At 62.4% G+C, this 14,309-nt stretch carries 26 protein-coding genes; all 26 read right to left on the bottom strand.

Features of this window, described 5'->3' with window-relative positions:
* Positions 1–67: 67 nt before the first annotated feature.
* Positions 68–1,087, bottom strand: coding sequence for a DNA-directed RNA polymerase subunit alpha (locus tag AUL32_RS13630; protein ID WP_019998928.1), 1,020 nt, complete (start codon positions 1,085–1,087; stop codon positions 68–70).
* Between the two features lie 136 nt (positions 1,088–1,223).
* Complete coding sequence (gene rpsK / locus AUL32_RS13625; protein WP_019998927.1) at positions 1,224–1,613, bottom strand: 30S ribosomal protein S11; 390 nt, start codon at positions 1,611–1,613, stop codon at positions 1,224–1,226.
* A gap of 116 nt (positions 1,614–1,729) precedes the next feature.
* Entirely contained in the window at positions 1,730–2,098 is a 369-nt protein-coding gene (rpsM, locus tag AUL32_RS13620) for a 30S ribosomal protein S13 (protein WP_061976476.1), read from the bottom strand.
* Positions 2,099–2,310: 212 nt separating this feature from the next.
* The gene (locus tag AUL32_RS13615; protein WP_061976477.1) at positions 2,311–2,904 is read right to left on the bottom strand and encodes an adenylate kinase; all 594 of its coding nucleotides are present in this window, start codon (positions 2,902–2,904) and stop codon (positions 2,311–2,313) included.
* Complete coding sequence (secY, locus tag AUL32_RS13610; protein ID WP_061976478.1) at positions 2,901–4,244, bottom strand: preprotein translocase subunit SecY; 1,344 nt, start codon at positions 4,242–4,244, stop codon at positions 2,901–2,903. The genes AUL32_RS13615 and secY overlap by 4 nt, the downstream gene beginning before the upstream one ends.
* 200 nt (positions 4,245–4,444) lie before the next feature.
* The gene (rplO, locus tag AUL32_RS13605) at positions 4,445–4,924 is read right to left on the bottom strand and encodes a 50S ribosomal protein L15 (protein WP_062116806.1); all 480 of its coding nucleotides are present in this window, start codon (positions 4,922–4,924) and stop codon (positions 4,445–4,447) included.
* Positions 4,925–4,939: 15 nt separating this feature from the next.
* A complete protein-coding gene (gene rpmD, locus AUL32_RS13600; protein WP_061976480.1) occupies positions 4,940–5,143 on the bottom strand; it encodes a 50S ribosomal protein L30 in 204 nt (67 codons plus the stop codon).
* 65 nt (positions 5,144–5,208) lie between these two features.
* Entirely contained in the window at positions 5,209–5,766 is a 558-nt protein-coding gene (gene rpsE, locus AUL32_RS13595) for a 30S ribosomal protein S5 (protein WP_061976481.1), read from the bottom strand.
* A gap of 170 nt (positions 5,767–5,936) precedes the next feature.
* On the bottom strand, positions 5,937–6,299 hold the full coding sequence (gene rplR, locus AUL32_RS13590; protein WP_061976482.1) for a 50S ribosomal protein L18: 363 nt from the start codon (positions 6,297–6,299) through the stop codon (positions 5,937–5,939).
* Positions 6,300–6,310: 11 nt separating this feature from the next.
* A complete protein-coding gene (gene rplF / locus AUL32_RS13585; protein ID WP_061976483.1) occupies positions 6,311–6,844 on the bottom strand; it encodes a 50S ribosomal protein L6 in 534 nt (177 codons plus the stop codon).
* A 43-nt stretch (positions 6,845–6,887) separates the two neighbouring features.
* On the bottom strand, positions 6,888–7,286 hold the full coding sequence (rpsH, locus tag AUL32_RS13580) for a 30S ribosomal protein S8 (RefSeq protein ID WP_061976484.1): 399 nt from the start codon (positions 7,284–7,286) through the stop codon (positions 6,888–6,890).
* A gap of 12 nt (positions 7,287–7,298) precedes the next feature.
* Complete coding sequence (rpsN, locus tag AUL32_RS13575; RefSeq protein WP_061976485.1) at positions 7,299–7,604, bottom strand: 30S ribosomal protein S14; 306 nt, start codon at positions 7,602–7,604, stop codon at positions 7,299–7,301.
* A 21-nt stretch (positions 7,605–7,625) separates the two neighbouring features.
* Entirely contained in the window at positions 7,626–8,189 is a 564-nt protein-coding gene (gene rplE, locus AUL32_RS13570) for a 50S ribosomal protein L5 (protein WP_061976486.1), read from the bottom strand.
* Positions 8,182–8,505, bottom strand: coding sequence for a 50S ribosomal protein L24 (gene rplX / locus AUL32_RS13565; RefSeq protein WP_061976487.1), 324 nt, complete (start codon positions 8,503–8,505; stop codon positions 8,182–8,184). Before rplX ends, rplE begins: the two co-directional genes overlap by 8 nt.
* A 12-nt stretch (positions 8,506–8,517) precedes the next feature.
* Positions 8,518–8,886, bottom strand: a complete 369-nt coding sequence (gene rplN / locus AUL32_RS13560) for a 50S ribosomal protein L14 (RefSeq protein ID WP_061976488.1) — start codon at positions 8,884–8,886, stop codon at positions 8,518–8,520.
* A gap of 70 nt (positions 8,887–8,956) precedes the next feature.
* Positions 8,957–9,202 carry a 30S ribosomal protein S17 gene (gene rpsQ / locus AUL32_RS13555; RefSeq protein WP_061976489.1) on the bottom strand — a complete coding sequence of 82 codons (246 nt, stop codon included), beginning with the start codon at positions 9,200–9,202 and terminating at the stop codon, positions 8,957–8,959.
* A gap of 14 nt (positions 9,203–9,216) precedes the next feature.
* Positions 9,217–9,417 (bottom strand): 50S ribosomal protein L29, encoded by a 201-nt coding sequence (gene rpmC / locus AUL32_RS13550; RefSeq protein WP_061976490.1) that lies wholly within the window; start codon positions 9,415–9,417, stop codon positions 9,217–9,219.
* 12 nt (positions 9,418–9,429) lie between these two features.
* The gene (gene rplP, locus AUL32_RS13545; RefSeq protein ID WP_058599894.1) at positions 9,430–9,843 is read right to left on the bottom strand and encodes a 50S ribosomal protein L16; all 414 of its coding nucleotides are present in this window, start codon (positions 9,841–9,843) and stop codon (positions 9,430–9,432) included.
* A gap of 24 nt (positions 9,844–9,867) precedes the next feature.
* Positions 9,868–10,590 carry a 30S ribosomal protein S3 gene (gene rpsC / locus AUL32_RS13540; protein WP_061976491.1) on the bottom strand — a complete coding sequence of 241 codons (723 nt, stop codon included), beginning with the start codon at positions 10,588–10,590 and terminating at the stop codon, positions 9,868–9,870.
* On the bottom strand, positions 10,590–10,976 hold the full coding sequence (rplV, locus tag AUL32_RS13535; protein WP_061976492.1) for a 50S ribosomal protein L22: 387 nt from the start codon (positions 10,974–10,976) through the stop codon (positions 10,590–10,592). The genes rpsC and rplV overlap by 1 nt, the downstream gene beginning before the upstream one ends.
* A gap of 1 nt (position 10,977) precedes the next feature.
* Positions 10,978–11,256: a 30S ribosomal protein S19 gene (gene rpsS, locus AUL32_RS13530; protein ID WP_061976493.1), complete on the bottom strand. Its 279-nt coding sequence runs from the start codon at positions 11,254–11,256 to the stop codon at positions 10,978–10,980.
* 12 nt (positions 11,257–11,268) lie between these two features.
* The gene (rplB, locus tag AUL32_RS13525; RefSeq protein ID WP_062115885.1) at positions 11,269–12,105 is read right to left on the bottom strand and encodes a 50S ribosomal protein L2; all 837 of its coding nucleotides are present in this window, start codon (positions 12,103–12,105) and stop codon (positions 11,269–11,271) included.
* A gap of 25 nt (positions 12,106–12,130) precedes the next feature.
* On the bottom strand, positions 12,131–12,424 hold the full coding sequence (locus tag AUL32_RS13520) for a 50S ribosomal protein L23 (protein ID WP_061976495.1): 294 nt from the start codon (positions 12,422–12,424) through the stop codon (positions 12,131–12,133).
* Positions 12,421–13,041 (bottom strand): 50S ribosomal protein L4, encoded by a 621-nt coding sequence (rplD, locus tag AUL32_RS13515; RefSeq protein ID WP_062115882.1) that lies wholly within the window; start codon positions 13,039–13,041, stop codon positions 12,421–12,423. The genes AUL32_RS13520 and rplD overlap by 4 nt, the downstream gene beginning before the upstream one ends.
* Entirely contained in the window at positions 13,041–13,763 is a 723-nt protein-coding gene (rplC, locus tag AUL32_RS13510; protein WP_061976497.1) for a 50S ribosomal protein L3, read from the bottom strand. Before rplC ends, rplD begins: the two co-directional genes overlap by 1 nt.
* 65 nt (positions 13,764–13,828) lie before the next feature.
* Positions 13,829–14,137, bottom strand: coding sequence for a 30S ribosomal protein S10 (rpsJ, locus tag AUL32_RS13505; RefSeq protein WP_007066362.1), 309 nt, complete (start codon positions 14,135–14,137; stop codon positions 13,829–13,831).
* Positions 14,138–14,309 lie beyond the last annotated feature (172 nt).

Genomic DNA, 14,309 nt, shown 5'->3' with positions numbered 1-14,309 from the left:
GTGCCTTTGAATCTTTGGGCTAGTTCGAGGGGCCGGCGGCGAACCGCCGGCCCTTCATCGAGTTGGATCAATACTGATCTTCGTAGCGCTTGGCCAGGTCGTCGATATTCTCCGGCGGCCAGGCGTTCACTTCCATACCAAGATGCAGGCCCATCGAGGCCAGCACTTCCTTGATCTCGTTCAGCGATTTGCGTCCGAAGTTCGGCGTGCGGAGCATTTCCGCCTCGGTCTTCTGGATCAGGTCGCCGATATAGACGATGTTGTCGTTCTTCAGGCAGTTGGCCGAGCGGACCGAAAGCTCCAGCTCGTCAACCTTCTTGAGCAGCGCCGGGTTGAAGGCGAGCTCGGCGATCTGCTCCTCGGCGCCGCGCACTTCGCGCTGCGGCTCCTCGAAGTTCACGAACACGGAAAGCTGGTCCTGCAGGATGCGCGCCGCATAGGCCACGGCGTCCTCACCGGTGATCGAGCCGTCCGTCACGATTTCCATCGTGAGCTTGTCCTTGTTCAGGTCCTGTCCCTCGCGGGTGTTCTCGACCTTGTAGGACACCTTCTTCACCGGGGAGAACAGCGCGTCGACGGGGATCAGCCCAATCGGCGCATCCTCGGCGCGGTTCTGGTCGGCGGGCACATAGCCCTTGCCGGTGTTGACCGTGAACTCCATGCGGATCTCGGCGCCCTCGTCGAGGGTACAGATCTCGTGCTCGGGATTCAGGATCTCGATGTCGCCGACCGTCTGGATGTCGCCAGCGGTGACGACGCCCGGGCCGGACTTGCGCAGAACCATGCGCTTGGGGCCTTCGCCCTGCATGCCGATCGCGACTTCCTTCACGTTCAGGACGATGTCGGTGACATCTTCCCGCACGCCGGCGATCGAGGAGAACTCGTGCAGAACACCGTCGATCTGGATCGCGGTGACGGCCGCGCCCTGGAGCGAGGACAGAAGAACGCGGCGAAGCGCATTGCCCAGCGTCAGGCCGAAGCCGCGTTCCAGCGGTTCAGCCACAAGCGACGCCTTCGTGCGGCTTCCGCCGCTCTTGAAGACGACCTGGTTCGGCTTGGTGAGGTTTTGCCAGTTGCTGGCGATCATGACGCGAGCCTTTCAGTAACGTCGCCACCATCCAATCGTGGCGAGTGATCTGATCGGGAAGGATCGGCTTCCCTCATACGGCGAAAGCCGCGCGCCCGTTCGGGCACGCGGCAATTCGATCGACCCTGACGGATCGTTAGACGCGGCGCTTCTTGCGCGGGCGCACGCCATTGTGTGGGATCGGCGTCACGTCGCGGATCGACGTGATCGTGAAACCCGAAGCCTGAAGCGCGCGCAGAGCCGACTCACGACCCGAACCCGGGCCACAGACCTCGACTTCGAGGGTGCGCATGCCGTGTTCCTGCGCCTTCTTGGCGGCATCTTCGGCCGCGATCTGCGCCGCGAACGGCGTGGACTTGCGCGAGCCCTTGAAGCCCTGGGCGCCAGCCGAAGACCAGGCAATCGTGTTGCCCTGGGCGTCGGTGATGGTGATCAGCGTGTTGTTGAACGAGGAGTTCACATGCGCCACGCCGGAGATGATGTTCTTGCGTTCCCGGCGGCGGACGCGCTGCGCTTCTTTAGCCATTTTGTTTTTCCTTGGATCTCGACACCGCCGTAACACCGGCGGCTCCACCTGCCTCGAAGCGACGTTCGAGGCATGAATGCATCAGGCGAGCGCGAATGGCCCACCGTGCATCCAGATTACTTCTTCTTGCCTGCGATCGGCTTCGCCGGACCCTTGCGGGTGCGGGCGTTCGTGTGGGTGCGCTGACCGCGAACCGGCAGACCGCGACGATGACGCAGACCGCGATAGCAGCCCAGATCCATCAGACGCTTGATGTTCATCGAGTTTTCGCGACGCAGATCGCCCTCGACGCGGTAGTCGCGGTCGATGATTTCGCGAATCTGCAGCACTTCCGCGTCCGAAAGGTCGTTCACACGACGCTCGGCCGAAAGGTTGACCTTCTGCACGATCTCCGCCGCGAAACGCGGGCCGATGCCGTGAATGTACTGAAGCGCGATGACAACGCGCTTCCCGGTCGGGATGTTGACGCCAGCAATACGGGCCAAGGTAGCCTCCTTATGTCGCGGATCCGCCGCGACGAACCATGGTCGAGCGGTCTGGAACCGCTCTCTTCAAACGCGGAACGACCGGCACCACCCCGCCGGGTGGCGAACCGATCGCTCATTTTTGCGCGAATTGAGCCGACCCTTATAAGATTCGGGGTCGTTTCGTCAAGTTGCCGATGTGACGGCCCGGTGACAAGACGGGGCCAGCACGTTCAGGCGGCAACCGCCTGCTTGAGAATCGCGTCGATCTGCGTGCTCACCTCGTCGATCGAGGCCATGCCGTCGATCTGATGCGACACACCGCGTTCGCGATAGAACGGTGCGACAGCCGCCGTCAGCTCCCGGAACTCCACCAGCCGACGACGGAAGACGTCGGGCGTGTCGTCCTTGCGTACGGGCAGACCGGCGGCCTCGGTTTCGCGAGCGCGCTTCTCGATCCGAGCGACGAGCTTTTCCTCATCGACCTTGAACTCGATCACCGCGTCGATCGACAGGCCGCGCGCGTCGAGCATTCTGTCCAGTGCCTCGGCCTGAGCCAGCGTACGCGGAAACCCGTCGAGCACGAAGCCTTTGCGCGCGTCCGGCTGCTCGATGCGATCGGCGACGATGCCGATCACGATCTCGTCGGACACGAGCTGGCCCGCATCCATCACGGCCTGCGCCCGCTTGCCGATCTCGGTCTGCTTGGCGACGGCCTCGCGCAGCATGTCCCCCGTGGAGAGCTGCGGGATCGCGTATTTTTCGATGAGCCGATGGGCCTGCGTGCCCTTCCCTGCCCCCGGAGGTCCCAGCAAAATCAGTCTCATCGCGTTCCCCGTCTGCCTCCGCGCAGCTTCGCCTTCTTCACGAGGCCTTCGTATTGATGGGCGAGCAAATGCCCCTGCACCTGCGCCACAGTGTCCATGGTGACCGATACGACGATCAAAAGCGAGGTCCCGCCGAGATAGAACGGGATGCCAGCCGCCGAAATGAGGATCTCGGGCAGAAGGCAGATCACCATGAGATAGATCGCGCCGATCACCGTGATGCGGGTCAGCACATAATCGATATAGTCGGCGGTACGCTCGCCCGGGCGGATGCCCGGAATGAAGCCGCCATGCTTCTTCAGATTGTCGGCCGTCTCCTTCGGGTTGAAGACGATGGCCGTATAGAAGAAGGCAAAGAACGCGATCATGGCGGCGTAAAGCACCATGTAAAGCGGGCGGCCGTGGCCGAGCGAGGCGATGATGCCAGTTGCCCAGCCGGGCAGCCGGCTCGTGTCGGAGAAGTTCGCGATCGTCACCGGCAGAAGAAGCAGAGACGAGGCGAAGATTGGCGGGATGACACCGGCGGTGTTCAGCTTCAGCGGCAGGTGCGACGTGTCGCCCTGGAACATCCGGTTGCCGACCTGGCGCTTGGGATACTGAATCAGAAGCTTGCGCTGCGCCCGCTCGAAGAACACGACGCCGGCGATGCAGAGCACGACGACGACGATCACCAGAAGGATGATGGCCGTCGAGAGCGCGCCGGTACGGCCGAGTTCGAGCAGGTTCGCCATGGCGGACGGCAGGTTGGCCGCGATGCCGGCGAAGATGATCAGCGAAATACCGTTACCGATGCCGCGCGCGGTGATCTGCTCACCCAGCCACATCAGGAACATCGTGCCGCCGACCAGCGTGATGACGCTCGACACGATGAAGAACGTGCCCGGATTCATGACGATGTTGCTGGAGGACTGAAGCCCAGCCGCGATGCCATAGGCCTGCACGGTCGCCAGAAGCACCGTGCCGTAGCGCGTGTACTGGTTGATGACCTTGCGCCCCTGCTCGCCCTCTTTCTTCAAGGTCTCGAGCGAGGGAATGACCGAGGTCATGAGCTGAATGATGATCGACGCCGAAATGTAGGGCATGATGCCCAGCGCGAAGATCGCCATGCGCCCGACGGCACCGCCGGCGAACATGTTGAACAGCCCGAGAATGCCGGTCGACTGCTGCTGGAACGCCTGCGACAGCGCATGCGGGTCGATACCGGGCATCGGGATGTAAGTGCCGAGCCGATAGACCAGCAGCGCGCCGAGGGTGAACCAGATGCGCTTCTTCAGGTCCTCCGCCTTCGAGAAGGCGGCGAAGTTGAGATTTGCGGCGAGTTGTTCCGCAGCGGATGCCATGAGTGAAATCTCTCCGGGTTGCCCCCGAGCGCAGGTTTCCCCTCCCCCGAACCGACACGATTCAGGAACGCTCATACTGCTTTGTTTCAAACGATTTTGCCGAAGGAAAGACAAGCGCTTTCCGTCTCAAAATGACGGAGATACGAAAAAAGCCGCCTGCGAGGCAGGCGGCTTTCCGTTTAAACCGATCGGACGAAGCCTTACGCCTCGACTTCGGCCTTCTTCTCGGAGACCGTCAGCGAACCGCCGGCCTTCTCGACTTTCTCGATGGCCGACTTCGACGCGCCATCGGCCGCGATCGTCAGCTTAGTGGAGACATCGCCGTCGCCGAGAACCCGGAGACCATCGCGCTTGCGGCGAACGATGCCGGCAGCCTTGAGGGCCGTCACGTCGATCAAGGCCGAAGCGTCGAGCTTGCCGGCCTCGATGCCCTCGACGATGCGCGCGAGCGACACGATGTTATAGTCCTTCGCGAAGATGTTCACGAAGCCGCGCTTGGGGAGACGACGGTACAGGGGCATCTGACCGCCCTCGAACCCGTTGATCGCCACGCCCGAACGCGCCTTCTGACCCTTCACGCCGCGACCACCGGTCTTGCCCGAACCCGAGCCAATGCCGCGACCGAGACGCTTGCGCGAATGCGTCGCGCCATCCTTATCGGCGATTTCGTTAAGCTTCATCATCTCGCTCCCGGCTTACTGGCCGTCGACAACGCGAACGAGGTGGCTGACCTTGGCGATCATGCCACGAACCGAAGGCGTGTCCTCCAGCGTGCGCGTGCGGTGCATCTTGTTCAGGCCCAGTCCGATCAGCGTCGAACGCTGGTCGCCCGGACGGCGAAGGGGGCTGCCGACCTGCTGAACGGTGACGGTCTTGCCCGTGGGGTTCTTCTCAGCCATGTCTAGGCTCCTCTGATCCTACGAAGAGATACGGTCGGGGCAGCGAAATCGCGCCCCTGTCCGCATCAATCTTCCGCGCCGCCGCCGACAACGTCGCGACGACGTGCCTGGAGCGTGGAATACTTGATACCGCGACGAGCGGCGACGTCCTTGGGGTGCATCTGACCCTTCAGCGCGTCGAACGTGGCGCGAACCATGTTGTAGGGGTTGGAGGACCCGAGCGACTTCGCGACGACGTCGTGCATGCCGACCGCCTCGAAAACCGCGCGCATTGGACCGCCCGCGATGATGCCCGTACCGGCTTCCGCCGTGCGCAGGATCACCTTGCCGGCGCCATGCCGACCGTGCACGTCATGGTGCAGCGTGCGACCGTCGCGCAGCGGAACGAAGATGAGCTCGCGCTTAGCCGCTTCCGTGGCCTTGCGGATGGCCTCAGGCACTTCGCGCGCCTTGCCATGGCCGAAACCGACACGGCCCTTAAGGTCGCCGACGACGACGAGAGCGGCGAAGCCGAAGCGACGACCACCCTTCACCACCTTGGCGACGCGGTTGATGTGAACCAGCTTGTCGACGAAACCGTCATCCCGCTCTTCGCGGTCGTTGCGTTCGTTACGAGGCGCCATATCCTATCCTTGTTTTTTTCCGGAGGCGTCTTGGGGAAGATGCCGATCATGCGGCATCCGGCGGCGAGCGCCGACTCGGCGGCACCCGGCTTAAAGCATGAACGGCGCAGCGAGAAAACCCGCTTCGCCGCACATGCGAGTATCGATCCCGCCGATCAGGCGGGATGCGATTAGAAGTTGAGACCACCCTCGCGAGCAGAATCGGCCAGCGCCTTGACGCGGCCGTGATAGATGAAAGCGCCGCGATCGAAGACGACATCGGTGACGCCCGCCTGCACGGCACGCTCGGCGACGAGCTTGCCAACGGCCGCCGCAGCTGCCGCGTCGGCACCGGTCTTCAGGTCCCCGCGCAGCGACGTGTCGAGGGTCGAAGCGGCGGCCAGGGTCTTGCCCTGGGCGTCGTCGATGACCTGCGCGTAGATGTGCTTGGACGAGCGGTGAATCGAAAGGCGCGGACGGCCGTTCGAAACGGCCTTCAGCGCACGACGCACGCGGGACGCGCGGCGGCGGAGGAGTTCCTTCTGCGTAGCCATTTTTCCGAGCCTTACTTTTTCTTGCCTTCCTTACGGACGATCTTCTCGCCCGCGTACTTCACACCCTTGCCCTTGTAGGGCTCGGGACCGCGAAACTCGCGGATCTCGGCAGCGACCTGACCGACCTTCTGCTTGTCGATCCCGGTGATGACGATTTCCGTCGGCTTCGGGACGACGATCTGGATGCCTTCCGGCACCGGATACAGAACGTCGTGGCTGAAGCCCAGGGCGAGCTGGAGGTTCTTGCCCTGCATGGAGGCGCGGTAACCGACGCCGTTGATCTCGAGACGCTTCTCGAAACCGTCCTTAACACCCGAAAGGATGTTGACGATCATCGTGCGGGACATGCCCCACTTCGACCGAGCATCCTTCGACTCGTCACGCGGATCGACCTTGATCGAGCCCTCTTCCATCTTCACGAGGACTTCCTCGTTGACGACGAAAGACAGTTCGCCCTTCGGACCCTTCGCCTTGACCGTCTGACCGTCCACGGAGGCGGTCACGCCTGCCGGCACGGAGACCGGCTTCTTACCAATACGAGACATCGTTGAACCTGTCGATTAGTCGAAAACGGATCTCGATGCCGCGTCAGAAGACGCGGCAGAGGATCTCGCCACCGACATTCTGTTCACGGGCAGCGTGGTCGGCCATGACGCCCTTGGGGGTCGACAGAACCGAGATGCCGAGACCGTTGGCGACATGCGGGATCGTCTTGGACGAGACGTACACGCGGCGGCCGGGCTTCGACACGCGGGCGATCTCCTTGATCACCGACGCGCCTTCGTAATACTTGAGCTCGATCGTGAACTCAGCCGTGCCGTTCTCGAAACGAGTTTCGGTGTAGCCACGGATGTAGCCCTCGTCCTTCAGGACGTCGAGGACGCGGGCGCGAAGCTTGGACGCGGGAGTCGACACAGTCGACTTGTTGCGCATCGTCGCGTTGCGAATGCGGGTCAGCATATCGCCGAGAGGATCGGACAAAGCCATCTCAGATGCTCCTTACCAGCTCGACTTGACGATACCGGGCACCTGGCCCGAGTTGCCGAGGTCGCGAAGCGCGATACGGCTCATCTTCAGCTTGCGGTAATAGGCGCGCGGACGGCCCGTCACTTCGCAGCGGTTGCGGATGCGCACCTTCGCCGAGTTCCGCGGCAGTTCGGCGAGCTGGAGCTGAGCGCGGAAACGCTCTTCCATGCTGGCCGACTGGTTCATCGTGACGGCCTTGAGAGCCTCACGCTTCACCGCGTACTTGGCGACGAGCTTTTCCCGCCGCTTGTTCTTCTCGATGGCGCTTTTCTTAGCCATTATCTGTCCTTTCGCCTGCCGTTACTGGCGGAACGGGAAGTTGAGCGCCTTGAGAAGGGCCCGTGCTTCCTCGTCGGTCTGCGCCGTCGTACACACGATGATGTCCATGCCCCACATCTGATCAACCTTGTCGTAATTGATCTCGGGGAACACGATGTGCTCCTTCAGGCCCATGGCGAAATTGCCACGACCATCGAAGCTCTTGGGGTTCAGGCCGCGGAAGTCGCGAACGCGCGGAAGCGCGATCTGGACCAGGCGATCCACGAATTCGTACATGCGGTCCTTGCGAAGGGTGACCTTCGCGCCGATCGGCATGTTCTCACGGACCTTGAAGCCCGCGATGGAGTTGCGTGCGCGGGTGATGACCGGCTTCTGGCCGGCGATCAGCGCGAGGTCTTCGGCCGCCACGGTCGGCTTCTTGGAGTCGCCGGTGGCTTCGCCGACGCCCATGTTGATCACGACCTTGTCGAGCCGCGGCACCTGCATCTCGTTCGCGTACTTGAACTCTTCAAGCAGCTGCTTACGGATCTCGGACTTGTAGACCGATTTCAGGCGCGGCGTGTACTGGGTGTTGGTGTCAGCCATCGATCTGTTCTCCCGAACGCTTGGCGAAACGGACCTTCTTGGCGTTCTCACCTTCACCGACGACCTTGAAACCGACGCGGGTCGGCTTGCCATCCTTCGGGTCGGCGACCGAGAGGTTGGAGAGGTGAATCGCCGCTTCCTTCTGGACGATGCCAGCTTCCTGGCTGGCCGTCTGCTTCTGGTGGCGCTTCACCATGTTGACGCCGGAGACGACAGCACGGTCGTCCTTCGGCATCACCTGAGTGACCGTGCCGGTACGACCCTTGTCCTTACCGGCGAGTACGACGACTTTGTCGCCCTTCTTGATCTTTTGCATCGAGCCGGCTCCTTACAGCACTTCAGGTGCCAGGGAAATGATCTTCATGTGGTTCCGCGCGCGAAGCTCGCGGGGAACCGGTCCGAAGATACGGGTGCCGACCGGCTCTTTCTTGTTGTCGATGAGGACGGCCGCATTGCGGTCGAACCGGATCACCGAACCATCGGCGCGACGGATGTCCTTGGCGGTGCGAACGACCACCGCCTTCATCACGTCACCCTTCTTAACGCGGCCACGCGGAATGGCTTCCTTGATCGAAACGACGATGATGTCGCCGACCGAAGCATACTTCCGCTTGGAACCGCCCAGCACTTTGATGCACATGACACGACGTGCGCCGGAATTGTCCGCCACGTCGAGGTTTGTTTGCATCTGAATCATGTGAGGCCGCCTTCAAATAAACGAGCGGCCGGGGAGCGCGGGATCGCGCGCTTCACCCCGGCACAAGAGTTCAACGAGCCGCTGCTTCGCCTGCAACGACGATCCAGGTCTTGTCCTTGGAGATCGGACGGGTCTCCTCGATGGAGACCATATCGCCAACCTTGAACTGGTTCGACTCGTCGTGCGCCTTGTACTTCTTGGACCGACGAACGGTCTTCTTGAAGAGCGGATGCGTGAAGCGACGCTCCACGAGCACGACGACCGTCTTGTCATTCTTATCGGAGACCACAGTCCCCTGCAAAACGCGTTTCGGCATAGTTTAATCTACCTTCAGGCCTTGGCCGTGTCCGCCTTCTGGCGGGCGATGGTCTTGATACGGGCGATGTCGCGGCGAATTTCCTTGACCCGAGCCGTATTTTCGAGCTGGCCTGTAGCACGCTGGAAGCGCAGATTAAACTGCTCTTTTTTCAGCTTGCCGAGTTCTTCGGTCAGTTCGTCCTGCGTCTTGGAGACGATATCGGAGGCTTTCATGATCCCTCCCCCTTATTCGGCGATGCGCTGAATGAAACGGGTACGGATCGGAAGCTTCGCCGCGCCGAGACGAAGCGCCTCGCGAGCGACCTCCTCGGCAACGCCGTCGATCTCGAACATGATGCGACCGGGGGCGACGCGAGCCGCCCAGTATTCGATCGCGCCCTTGCCCTTACCCATGCGGACTTCGGTCGGCTTTGCGGTGACCGGAAGGTCGGGGAAGATACGGATCCACACCCGGCCCTGGCGCTTCATCTGACGCGTGATCGCGCGGCGAGCCGCCTCGATCTGGCGCGCGGTGACGCGCTCCGGCTCAAGAGCCTTGAGGCCGAACGTGCCGTAGCTGAGTACGGCGCCGGCCTTGGAAGCCCCGTGAATGCGTCCCTTGAACGCCTTCCGGAACTTCGTGCGCTTTGGCTGCAACATTTCATCTACTCCGGAGCTGGCCTATCAGGCGTGATCGCGATCGCGCTCGCGACGACGGTTGTTGCCGCCACCCGAGGCTTCACCTTCAACCGCGCGGCGCTCGGAAGCCATCGGATCGTGCTCAAGGATTTCGCCCTTGAAGATCCAGACCTTCACGCCGCACACGCCATAAGCCGTATGCGCCTCGGCCGTGCCGTAGTCGACGTCCGCACGAAGGGTGTGCAAAGGCACGCGGCCCTCGCGGTACCATTCCATGCGGGCGATTTCCGCGCCGCCCAGACGACCCGAGCAATTGATGCGGATGCCTTCGGCGCCAAGACGCATCGCCGACTGCACCGCGCGCTTCATGGCGCGACGGAAGGCGATACGACGCTCGAGCTGCTGCGTGATACCCTGCGCGACGAGCGTCGCGTCGGTCTCAGGCTTGCGCACCTCGACGATGTTGATGTGCGTCTCGGCGTTCGTCATGGTCGAGAGCTTCTTGCGAAGCTTCTCGATGTCAGCGCCCTTCTTGCCGATCACGATACCCGGACGAGCCGAGTGGATCGTGACGCGGCACTTCTTGTGCGGACGCTCGATGACAACCTTGGAGACCGCTGCCTGCTTCAGCTCGTTCAGAAGGTACTTGCGGATCGCAAGGTCCTCGTGAAGCAGCTTGCCGTACTCGTTGGTGTTCGCGAACCAACGCGAATCCCAGGTCCGGTTGATGCCGAGTCGGAGGCCGATCGGATTGACTTTCTGACCCATTACGCGGCTCCCTCTTCGGCCACTTCGCGCACCACGATCGTGAGGTGCGAGAACGGCTTCTCGACACGGCTCGCGCGACCACGGCCACGAGCGTGGAAACGCTTCATCGTGATCGACTTGCCGACGAACGCCTCGGAGACCACCAGAGCGTCGACGTCGAGATCATGATTGTTCTCGGCGTTCGCGATGGCGCTTTCCAGCGTCTTCTTCACGGTCTCGGCGATCCGCTTGCGCGAGAAGGTGAGGTCCGCGAGAGCGCGCTCCACCTTCTTGCCGCGGATCAGCTGCGCGACCAGGTTCAACTTCTGCGGGCTGACTCGGATGGTGCGAGCGACGGCCCGCGCCTCGTTGTCTTTGAGCGCCCGCTCAGTTTTGGCCTTGCCCATGTTACTTCCTCTTCGCCTTCTTGTCGGCGCCGTGGCCGTAATAGGTGCGGGTCGGGGAGAATTCGCCGAACTTGTGTCCGACCATATCCTCGTTGACCGTGACCGGGATGTGCTTGTTGCCGTTGTAGACGCCGAAGGTCAAACCGATGAACTGCGGCAGAATCGTGGACCGGCGGGTCCAGATCTTGATGACTTCGTTGCGACCGCCGGAGCGGACCTTATCGGCCTTCTTCAGCAGGTAGCCATCAACGAACGGACCTTTCCAGACGGAACGTGTCATGGAGTGTTTCCCTTACTTCTTGCGCTGATGGCGCGAGCGCATGATGAACTTGTCCGTGGACTTGTTCTGACGCGTCCGCTTGCCCTTCGTCGGCTTGCCCCACGGCGAGACCGGATGACGGCCACCCGAGGTGCGGCCTTCGCCACCACCATGCGGGTGATCGACCGGGTTCATCGCGACGCCGCGAACATGAGGCCGACGACCGAGCCAGACCGCGCGACCGGCCTTGCCCAGATTGATGTTGCCATGGTCCGGGTTGGACACGGCGCCGACCGTGGCGAAGCACGAGCCGGAAACGAGACGCTGCTCGCCCGAGTTCAGACGAAGGATCGCCATCCCCTGATCGCGACCAACGAGCTGCGCGTAGGCGCCGGCGGAGCGGGCGATCTGACCGCCCTTCTCCGGTTTCATCTCCACGTTGTGGATGATGGTGCCGACCGGCATGGCCGAAAGCGGCATCGCGTTGCCGGGTTTCACATCGACGCCGGTCAGACCTGAGATGATCTGATCGCCGGCGGCGAGGCGCTGCGGGGCCAGGATGTAGGCGAGCTCACCGTCCGCATAGCGGATGAGGGCGATGAATGCGGTGCGGTTCGGATCGTACTCGAGACGCTCCACCGTGCCGACGACATCAAGCTTGCGACGCTTGAAGTCGATCATGCGGTAGGTGCGCTTGTGACCGCCGCCCTGGTAGCGGGCCGTGATACGGCCCATGTTGTTGCGGCCGCCCTTCTGGGTCAGGCCTTCGGTCAACTGCTTGACCGGCTTGCCTTTCCACAGACCCGAACGGTCGACGATGACCAGCTGACGCTGGCTCGGGGTGACCGAGTTGAAGCTTTTCAGTGCCATGTTCTCAATTCCTCGCGGCCAACCGTCAGAGACCGGTCGAGACGTCGATGGACTGGCCTTCGGCCAGCGTCACGATCGCCTTCTTCTGGTCGCTCTGGCGGCCGAGACGGCCCTTGAAGCGACGGGTCTTGCCTTTGCGGTTCAACGTGTTCACAGCGGTGACCTTCACGCCGAACAGGGCCTCGACGGCTGCCTTGATCTGCGGCTTGGTCGCGGTGTCGGGAACGTTGAAGATCACCTGGTTGAAGTCGGACACGAGGGTCGACTTCTCGGTGATCACCGGGCTGGTGATGACGTCGTAGTGACGAAGATCGGTCATTTGAAGCGCTCCTCGAGAGCCTCGACGGCCGCCTTCGACAGGACAAGCGTCTGACGGCGAAGAATGTCATAGACGTTGATACCCTGAACCGGCAGCACGTCGATGTTCGGAAGATTGCGGGCCGAACGCGAGAAGTTCACGTCGAGATCGGAGCCGCCGATGATCAGCGCATTGGTCCAGCCGAGGCCGGCGAGCTGGGTGGCGACCGCCTTGGTCTTGCCGTCGCTCGATGCGATCTCGTCCACGACGATAAGGCCGCCCGACTTCGCCTTGGCCGAAAGTGCATGCTTCAGGCCGAGGGCGCGGAGCTTCTTCGGCAGGTCGTGGGCGTGCGAGCGCGAAACCGGGCCGTGGGCCTTACCACCGCCGCGGAACTGCGGAGCGCGAGCAGAACCATGACGAGCGCGACCGGTTCCCTTCTGTTTGTAGAGCTTGGCGCCGGTGCGGGCGATCTCGGCACGGCCGAGCGTCTGGTGCGAACCCTGCTGACGCTTGGCGAGCTGCCAACGCACAACACGCTGAAGAATGTCCTCGCGGGGCTCGAGACCGAAGATCTCGTCCGCCAGCGTCACCGAGCCAGCTTCGCCGCCGGAAAGGGATGTGATCTTGATGTCCATTATTCCGTACCCTCGGAAGCGGCTTCAGCTGCCGAGCCGTTGTTGCCGGCCTGGCGGATCGCGGCGGGCTTGGGCGCGTTCGCGGGCAGCGGCACCTTGACCGCATCGCGAACCAGGATCCAACCGCCCTTCGAGCCCGGAACCGCGCCACGGATCAGGAGCAGGCCCTTGTCCGCATCGGTCCGGATGACTTCGAGGTTCTGGGTCGTCACGCGGGTCTGACCCATGTGACCGGCCATCTTCTTGTTCTTGAAGACCTTACCCGGATCCTGACGCTGACCCGTCGAACCATGCGAGCGGTGCGACACGGACACGCCGTGCGTGGCGCGCAGACCACCGAAGTTGTGGCGCTTCATGGCGCCGGCGAAGCCCTTGCCGATCGAGGTGCCGGTGACGTCCACCAGCTGACCCGCGACGAAGTGCTCGGCCGTGATCTCCGCGCCGATCTCAACGAGATTGTCGTCGGAAACGCGGAACTCGGCGACCTTACGCTTGGGCTCGACCGACGCCTGGGCGAAGACGCCGCGCATGGCCTTGGACGTGTTCTTGACCTTGGCGAGGCCGACGCCGAGCTGGACGGCGGTATAGCCATGCTTCTCTTGGGTCCGCTGACCCACGACCTGCAAGTTTTCGATCTTCAGGACCGTGACCGGAACATGCTCGCCTGCATCATTGTAGATGCGCGTCATGCCGACCTTCTGTGCAATCACACCTGAACGCATATATTCGTTCTTTCTTCAGAGGAACCTATCGGGTGTGTCGCCCGGTTCGGTTCTTGTTGAGCTCGTTAGAGCTTGATCTCGACATCCACGCCGGCGGCGAGGTCGAGCTTCATCAGCGCGTCCACGGTCTGCGGAGTGGGGTCGACGATGTCGAGAAGACGCTTGTGCGTCCGCATCTCGAACTGCTCGCGCGACTTCTTGTCGATATGGGGCGAGCGGTTCACCGTGAACTTCTCGATGCGCGTCGGCAGCGGGATCGGCCCGCGCACGTTGGCGCCTGTACGTTTCGCCGTGGATACGATCTCGCGAGTGGAAGCGTCGAGCACACGATGGTCGAACGCCTTCAGGCGGATGCGGATATTCTGGCCGTTCATTGCATTCGTCCTTCCGTCGGAGACATGCCGGAGAGCCGGCGCTATCCGAGCGCTAAAACAGTCTTCAGCCAATTCAAACAGGACGCCTCAACGGCGTCCAAACCGCCCCGAAGGGCAAAGAGAACGCGGCGGTGTAGACCGCCGCGTTCTCTAATTCAAGTGTTTACGTCGA

Source organism: Aureimonas sp. AU40 (genome assembly GCF_001463785.1).
Lineage (GTDB): Bacteria > Pseudomonadota > Alphaproteobacteria > Rhizobiales > Rhizobiaceae > Aureimonas.
Note: the sequence above shows the minus strand (reverse complement) of the source record. Positions and strands in the feature narration are given on the sequence as shown.

Excerpts from the sequence above, each read along its gene's own strand:
- AUL32_RS13630 (WP_019998928.1), bottom strand. The coding sequence starts at position 1,087 with ATGATCGCCAGCAACTGGCAAAACCTCACCAAGCCGAACCAGGTCGTC.
- rpsK (WP_019998927.1), bottom strand. The coding sequence starts at position 1,613 with ATGGCTAAAGAAGCGCAGCGCGTCCGCCGCCGGGAACGCAAGAACATC.
- AUL32_RS13615 (WP_061976477.1), bottom strand. The coding sequence starts at position 2,904 with ATGAGACTGATTTTGCTGGGACCTCCGGGGGCAGGGAAGGGCACGCAG.
- secY (WP_061976478.1), bottom strand. The coding sequence starts at position 4,244 with ATGGCATCCGCTGCGGAACAACTCGCCGCAAATCTCAACTTCGCCGCC.
- rplO (WP_062116806.1), bottom strand. The coding sequence starts at position 4,924 with ATGAAGCTTAACGAAATCGCCGATAAGGATGGCGCGACGCATTCGCGC.
- rpmD (WP_061976480.1), bottom strand. The coding sequence starts at position 5,143 with ATGGCTGAGAAGAACCCCACGGGCAAGACCGTCACCGTTCAGCAGGTC.
- rpsE (WP_061976481.1), bottom strand. The coding sequence starts at position 5,766 with ATGGCGCCTCGTAACGAACGCAACGACCGCGAAGAGCGGGATGACGGT.
- rplR (WP_061976482.1), bottom strand. The coding sequence starts at position 6,299 with ATGGCTACGCAGAAGGAACTCCTCCGCCGCCGCGCGTCCCGCGTGCGT.
- rplF (WP_061976483.1), bottom strand. The coding sequence starts at position 6,844 with ATGTCTCGTATTGGTAAGAAGCCGGTCTCCGTGCCGGCAGGCGTGACC.
- rpsH (WP_061976484.1), bottom strand. The coding sequence starts at position 7,286 with ATGGCTTTGTCCGATCCTCTCGGCGATATGCTGACCCGCATTCGCAAC.
- rpsN (WP_061976485.1), bottom strand. The coding sequence starts at position 7,604 with ATGGCTAAGAAAAGCGCCATCGAGAAGAACAAGCGGCGGGAAAAGCTC.
- rplE (WP_061976486.1), bottom strand. The coding sequence starts at position 8,189 with ATGGCTGACACCAACACCCAGTACACGCCGCGCCTGAAATCGGTCTAC.
- rplX (WP_061976487.1), bottom strand. The coding sequence starts at position 8,505 with ATGCAAAAGATCAAGAAGGGCGACAAAGTCGTCGTACTCGCCGGTAAG.
- rplN (WP_061976488.1), bottom strand. The coding sequence starts at position 8,886 with ATGATTCAGATGCAAACAAACCTCGACGTGGCGGACAATTCCGGCGCA.
- rpsQ (WP_061976489.1), bottom strand. The coding sequence starts at position 9,202 with ATGCCGAAACGCGTTTTGCAGGGGACTGTGGTCTCCGATAAGAATGAC.
- rpmC (WP_061976490.1), bottom strand. The coding sequence starts at position 9,417 with ATGAAAGCCTCCGATATCGTCTCCAAGACGCAGGACGAACTGACCGAA.
- rplP (WP_058599894.1), bottom strand. The coding sequence starts at position 9,843 with ATGTTGCAGCCAAAGCGCACGAAGTTCCGGAAGGCGTTCAAGGGACGC.
- rpsC (WP_061976491.1), bottom strand. The coding sequence starts at position 10,590 with ATGGGTCAGAAAGTCAATCCGATCGGCCTCCGACTCGGCATCAACCGG.
- rplV (WP_061976492.1), bottom strand. The coding sequence starts at position 10,976 with ATGGGCAAGGCCAAAACTGAGCGGGCGCTCAAAGACAACGAGGCGCGG.
- rpsS (WP_061976493.1), bottom strand. The coding sequence starts at position 11,256 with ATGACACGTTCCGTCTGGAAAGGTCCGTTCGTTGATGGCTACCTGCTG.
- rplB (WP_062115885.1), bottom strand. The coding sequence starts at position 12,105 with ATGGCACTGAAAAGCTTCAACTCGGTCACCCCGAGCCAGCGTCAGCTG.
- AUL32_RS13520 (WP_061976495.1), bottom strand. The coding sequence starts at position 12,424 with ATGACCGATCTTCGTCACTACGACGTCATCACCAGCCCGGTGATCACC.
- rplD (WP_062115882.1), bottom strand. The coding sequence starts at position 13,041 with ATGGACATCAAGATCACATCCCTTTCCGGCGGCGAAGCTGGCTCGGTG.
- rplC (WP_061976497.1), bottom strand. The coding sequence starts at position 13,763 with ATGCGTTCAGGTGTGATTGCACAGAAGGTCGGCATGACGCGCATCTAC.
- rpsJ (WP_007066362.1), bottom strand. The coding sequence starts at position 14,137 with ATGAACGGCCAGAATATCCGCATCCGCCTGAAGGCGTTCGACCATCGT.